6 protein-coding genes are annotated in these 5577 nt (G+C 62.5%); 4 read left to right on the top strand and 2 right to left on the bottom strand.

What is annotated here, in order from left to right; all coding sequences use genetic code 11:
- Window positions 1-208 precede the first annotated feature (208 nt).
- Window positions 209-1273, top strand: a complete 1065-nt coding sequence (gene hemE / locus ACLCGK_RS09935; protein WP_025340953.1) for a uroporphyrinogen decarboxylase — start codon at window positions 209-211, stop codon at window positions 1271-1273.
- A 114-nt stretch (window positions 1274-1387) separates the two neighbouring features.
- Window positions 1388-1735: a YgiW/YdeI family stress tolerance OB fold protein gene (locus ACLCGK_RS09930; protein WP_410951910.1), complete on the top strand. Its 348-nt coding sequence runs from the start codon at window positions 1388-1390 to the stop codon at window positions 1733-1735.
- 98 nt (window positions 1736-1833) lie between these two features.
- Here the strand turns inward: ACLCGK_RS09930 and ACLCGK_RS09925 are convergent, their stop codons facing one another.
- On the bottom strand, window positions 1834-3021 hold the full coding sequence (locus ACLCGK_RS09925; RefSeq protein ID WP_410951911.1) for an MFS transporter: 1188 nt from the start codon (window positions 3019-3021) through the stop codon (window positions 1834-1836).
- A 166-nt stretch (window positions 3022-3187) separates the two neighbouring features.
- Between ACLCGK_RS09925 and ACLCGK_RS09920 the strand changes: the two genes are divergently transcribed.
- Window positions 3188-4099, top strand: a complete 912-nt coding sequence (locus ACLCGK_RS09920; protein WP_410951909.1) for a LysR substrate-binding domain-containing protein — start codon at window positions 3188-3190, stop codon at window positions 4097-4099.
- A gap of 165 nt (window positions 4100-4264) precedes the next feature.
- Window positions 4265-5038 (top strand): ParA family protein, encoded by a 774-nt coding sequence (locus ACLCGK_RS09915; RefSeq protein WP_025340949.1) that lies wholly within the window; start codon window positions 4265-4267, stop codon window positions 5036-5038.
- On the opposite strand, the gene trxC is transcribed toward ACLCGK_RS09915, so the two are convergent.
- Window positions 5035-5469 carry a thioredoxin TrxC gene (gene trxC / locus ACLCGK_RS09910; RefSeq protein ID WP_410951908.1) on the bottom strand — a complete coding sequence of 145 codons (435 nt, stop codon included), beginning with the start codon at window positions 5467-5469 and terminating at the stop codon, window positions 5035-5037. The genes ACLCGK_RS09915 and trxC overlap by 4 nt on opposite strands.
- Window positions 5470-5577: the final 108 nt, after the last annotated feature.

Genomic DNA, 5577 nt, shown 5'->3' with positions numbered 1-5577 from the left:
GCGAAAAGAATGAGTTAGTGTGGGGGTGATAGGGTATTGTGGGGGGGGGATTTTTTTCCCCCCGACGGGCTGCAAAGCAGCCCCAAAGGCATTTTTGTATACAAAAATCCTTGATCCATGGCATCCAATAGACAAAACGCATGGCCTTGACCGTGCCTTTTGCGCTGGCGTCTGAGAAAATGCCCGCACTATTTTTCCGGATGCCGACATGACTGCCCTGAAGAACGATCGTTTCCTGCGTGCACTGCTCAAGCAACCCGTAGACGTCACCCCAGTGTGGATGATGCGCCAGGCCGGCCGCTACCTGCCGGAGTACCGCGCCAGCCGCGCCAAGGCCGGTGACTTCATGAGCCTGTGCATGAACCCGCAGTTCGCCTGCGAGGTCACCCTGCAGCCGCTGGACCGCTACCCGCTGGACGCGGCGATCCTGTTCTCGGACATCCTGACCATCCCCGATGCCATGGGCCTGGGCCTGTACTTCGAAAGCGGCGAAGGCCCGCGCTTCAAGAAGGTCATCAGCACCCCGGCCGACATCGAAGCGCTGCCGATCCCCGACCCGCAGAAAGACCTCGGCTACGTGATGGACGCGGTCAGCACCATCCGCCGTGAGCTCAACGGCCGCGTGCCGCTGATCGGCTTCTCCGGCAGCCCGTGGACCCTGGCCACCTACATGGTCGAAGGCGGCTCGTCGAAGGACTTCCGCAAGACCAAGGCCATGGCCTACGACAATCCGCAGGCCCTGCACCTGCTGCTGGACAAGCTGGCCCAGTCGGTCACCAGCTACCTCAACGGCCAGATCCTCGCTGGTGCCCAGGCCGTGCAGATTTTCGACACCTGGGGCGGTAACCTGTCGGCGGCGGCTTACCAGGAGTTCTCCCTGGCCTACATGCGCAAGATCGTCAGCGGGCTGATCCGCGAGCACGAGGGGCGCAAGGTGCCGGTGATCCTGTTCACCAAGAACGGCGGCCTGTGGCTGGAAAGCATCGCCGAAGCCGGTGCCGACGCGCTGGGCCTGGACTGGACCTGCGAGATCGGCGATGCCCGCCGCCGCGTGGGTGACAAGGTGGCGCTGCAGGGCAACATGGACCCGACCGTGCTGTACGCCAAGCCCGAGGCCATCCGCAAGGAAGTGGCGCGCATCCTGGCCAGCTATGGCCACGGCACAGGCCATGTGTTCAACCTGGGCCACGGCATCACACCGGAAGTCGACCCGGAGCACGCTGGCGTGTTCATCAACGCCGTGCATGAGCTGTCGGCGCAATACCATCAGTGAGTCGATCGCTGAACACGAAGCCCGGCCATGTGTCGGGCTTTTTGTTCATTAAGTTTTAATTCAGCGATCGTCGTTAATCTGGTCCCATCGAAACCGAAGCAGGACCTGATCCTCATGAAAGCACGTTACATTGCGATGATTCTTGCCCCCTTGTTCAGCACTGCCGCCCTGGCTGCCGGCTACACCGGCCCCGGCGCCCAGTCGGTCACCACCGTAGCTGCGGCCAACGATGCTGCCGACGACACCCCAGTGGTGCTGCAAGGCTTCGTGACCAAGAAGATCAACAACGACGACAAGTACGAGTTCAAGGACAACACCGGCACCATCACCGTGGAAATCGATGATGAAGACCTGCCGCCGACGCAGTTCAACGACAAGACCAAGGTCAAGCTGACCGGTGAGGTGGAGAAGCACCTGATGAGCCGGGAAGTGGATGTGGATATGGTCGAGATCATCAACTGATCCGACGGCAAGTTCGCGGGCACGCCCGCTCCCACAGGTATGGCGGTGGCTTCAGGTGAGGTGCCGTCCCTGTGGGAGCGGGCGTGCCCGCGAATGTTTCACACCGATTTCGGTGGTAGCCTGCTCAGGTGCAGCGCCACCAGCAACGCCACCGCCAGCAGGCTGCCAATGAACAGCCCGATGCCATTCCAGCCCCACTGGTGCCAGAACACCCCGCCCGCCGTACCGGCCACACTCGACCCGGCGTAATAGCTGAACAGGTACAACGACGACGCCTGTCCCTTGGCCTTCAGAGCCCTGCGGCCGATCCAGCTGCTGGCCACCGAGTGCGCGCCAAAAAAGCCGAAGGTGAACACCAGCATACCGACGATCACCATCACCAGAGGGCTGGCCAGGGTCATCAGCAAGCCCCCTGCCATGACCACGATACTGGCCCAGAACACTTTGCGCCGGCCCAGTTTGTCAGCCAGTGCACCGACCTGCGCCGAGCTGTAGATGCCCGACAGGTAGACCACCGACAGCAAGCCGACCAGCGCCTGGTTCATGTGATAGGGCTCGGCCAGCAGGCGGTAGCCGATGTAGTTGAACAGGGTGACGAAGGCGCCCATCAGCAGGAAGGCTTCGAGGAACAGCCAGGGCAGGCCGGCATCCCTGAAGTGCATGACGAAGCCATCCAGCAGGCTGCGTGGGTTCATCGCCTGCGAGCGGAAATTGCGCGACTCGGGCAGCACCTTCCAGAACACCAGCGCCGCCACCACGGCCAGGCCGCCGATGGTCAGCATCGCCGTGTGCCAGCTGACGAAATCGATCAGCACGCCGGTGATCAGGCGCCCGCTCATGCCGCCAATGGCGTTGCCGCCGATGTACAGGCCCATGGCCAGGCCAATGTGCTGCGGGTGGATCTCTTCGCTCAGGTAGGTCATTGCCACCGCCGCCAGGCCGCTCAGCGACAGGCCGACCAAGGCGCGGGTGGCCAGTACCAGTTCCCAGCTCGGCATCACCGCGCTTGCCAAGGTGGAAAGGGCGGCGCAGACCAGGGCAAACACCATCACCGGCTTGCGCCCGATGCGGTCAGAGATAGGGCCGGTGATCAGCAGGCCGAACGCCAGCATGGCTGTGGAGACCGACAGCACCAGGCTGCTCTGCGCCGCATTGATGGCAAATTCCTTCGACAGCAACGGCATCATCGGCTGCACGCAGTACAGCAGGGCGAAGGTGGCGAAGCCGCCGCTGAATAGCGCCAGCACGGTCTTCATGAAGGCGGGGGTGCCTTTTTCGATCCACATTTCGTTCAGCGGGGCAGGTTCGGGTTCGGCGGGAAGGGGAGCTACAGCAGTTTTCACGGGGGGGAACCTCTGGCGCAATGAAAAAAAGCATATAGCTGGCTAATGATTAGATCCAATATATTGTTCGACCTATTTGAGATGTTTTACGACCTGTTCGGAGCCGATCATGGAACTGCGCCATTTGCGTTACTTCATCGCCGTGGCCGAAGAGCTGCATTTTGGCCGCGCCGCCCAGCAGCTGGGCATTTCGCAGCCGCCCTTGAGTCAGCAGATCCAGGCGCTGGAGCAGGAACTGGGGGCCCGTCTGTTCGAGCGTACCAACCGTCGGGTCGAGCTGAGCGAGGCGGGGCGGTTGTTCCTCGAGGAAGCCCGCCAAGTGCTGGCGCAGGTGGAAAAGGCCGCCGATGTCGCCCGGCGTGCGCAGTTGGGGGAGCTGGGGGAGATGAAGATCGGCTTTACCTCCTCGGCACCGTTCACCTCGAAGATCCCCAAGGCCATCCACGCGTTTCGCCAGCGCTTCCCGGCGGTGCACCTGAACCTCAAGGAAATGAGCAGTCGCGACGTGGCAGAAGGGGTGTTCGACGAGTCCATCGAGGTCGGGCTGATGCGGCCGATGCCGCTGCCGGAAGGGCTGGTGGCCACCGAGTTGTTTCGCGAGCCGCTGGTGGCAGTGATCAATGCCTCGCATCCATTGGTCGAAGGCACGGGGCATGGCGTGCACATGGCCGCGCTGGCCCATGAGCCGTTCGTGTTCTTCCCGCGCAGCTATGGCAGCGGGTTGCACGCACAGTTGCTGAGCCTGGCGCGCCAGGCGGGTTTCAGCCCGCATTTTGCCCAGGAGGCGGGGGAGGCGATGACCATCATCGGGCTGGTATCGGCAGGGCTTGGGGTATCGGTGCTGCCGGCGTCGTTCCAGCGCATGCGCATCGAGGGGGTGGTCTATCGTACGCTGCTGGATGAAGGGGCGATGTCGGCGGTGTGGCTGGTGCAGCGCGAGCATGGTGGGTCGGCGATGGCACGGGCATTTGCCGAGTTGCTCACGGGGCAGGTGGCTGGCGGGGGCAGTGTAGTTGCCTGATCGGGCCCTATCGCCGGCAAGCCAGCTCCCACAGGGGACGCGCTTGGCTTGTCGGCGATAGGGCCAGGGCAGGCAGCACAAGGCTGTTGTTCCGGGCAAATGGCACTGGTCATTGCCGCAGCGGCGCCACATACTCGGGCATTCGTTGATACACGGAGGTCAATCATGCGGCGCGTGGTGTTCAATCAGAAAGGTGGTGTGGGCAAGTCGAGCATCGCTTGCAACCTGGCGGCTGTGAGCGCCAGCGAAGGTTATCGGACCCTGCTGATCGACCTGGATGCCCAGGCCAACTCGACCCAGTACCTGACTGGCCTGACCGGCGACGATATCCCCATGGGCATCGCCGACTTCTTCAAGCAAAGCCTGTCCAGCGGGCCGTTCAGCAAGAAGAACCAGGTCGATATCTACGAAACCCCGTTCGACAACCTGCATGTGGTCACCGCCACGGCCGAGCTGGCCGATCTGCAGCCGAAGCTTGAGGCGAAGCACAAGATCAACAAGCTGCGTAAGTTGCTCGACGAACTGGACGAGGACTACGAGCGCATTTACATCGATACCCCGCCAGCGCTGAACTTCTATGCGGTTTCCGCACTGATCGCCGCCGATCGCGTGCTGATTCCTTTCGACTGCGACAGCTTCTCGCGCCAGGCCCTGTATGGCCTGCTGGCCGAGATCGAAGAGCTCAAGGAAGACCACAACGAAGACCTGGTGGTCGAAGGCATCGTGGTCAACCAGTTCCAGTCCCGCGCCAGCCTGCCACAGCAGATGCTCGACGAGCTGCTGGCCGAAGGGCTCCCGGTGCTACCGGTGTACCTGGGCAGCTCGGTGAAGATGCGTGAGTCGCACCATGCCAGCCTTCCGCTGATTCACCTGGAGCCCAGGCACAAGCTGACCCAGCAGTTTGTCGAGTTGCATTCGCTACTCGAAGAGAACGCTTAAACCCCCTGGCTATGCAACCACTCCAGCAACGACTGGAGTGGAAACGCCCCGGCCTGACGGCTGACTTCACGGCCATTCTTGAACAGCAGCAGGCTGGGGATAGAGCGGATGCCCAGTTGCCCGGCCAGGTTGCGGTTGGCTTCGCTGTCGAGCTTGGCCAGGCGGCAGCGGCCGGCCAGTTGCCGGGCGGCCTGTTCGAAGGTGGGGGCGAAGGATTTGCACGGGCCGCACCAGTCGGCCCAGATGTCGACCAGCAGTGGTAGGTCGCCTTTGATCTGGCTGGCGTAGCTGGCTTCGGTGAGTTCGAAGGGGGTGCTCAGCAGCACGTCCTGTTTGCAGCGGCCGCATTTCGGCGCGTCGCCCAGGCGCTCGGCGGGCAGGCGGTTGAGGCCGTTACAGTGGGGGCAGGGGATTACCAGTGGGTCGGACATGTCGTTTCCTTGAGGTTTTTGGGGCTGCTTTGCAGCCCATCGCGACACAAGGCCGCTCCTACACAAGGTTCCTTCCCCTTTTTGGAGGAGCCCTTTTTTTTAAGTTGT

It is taken from the genome of Pseudomonas sp. S1(2024), assembly GCF_046557535.1.
The sequence above is the reverse complement of the archived record's forward strand: the minus strand, read 5'-3'. Positions and strand labels throughout refer to the sequence as shown.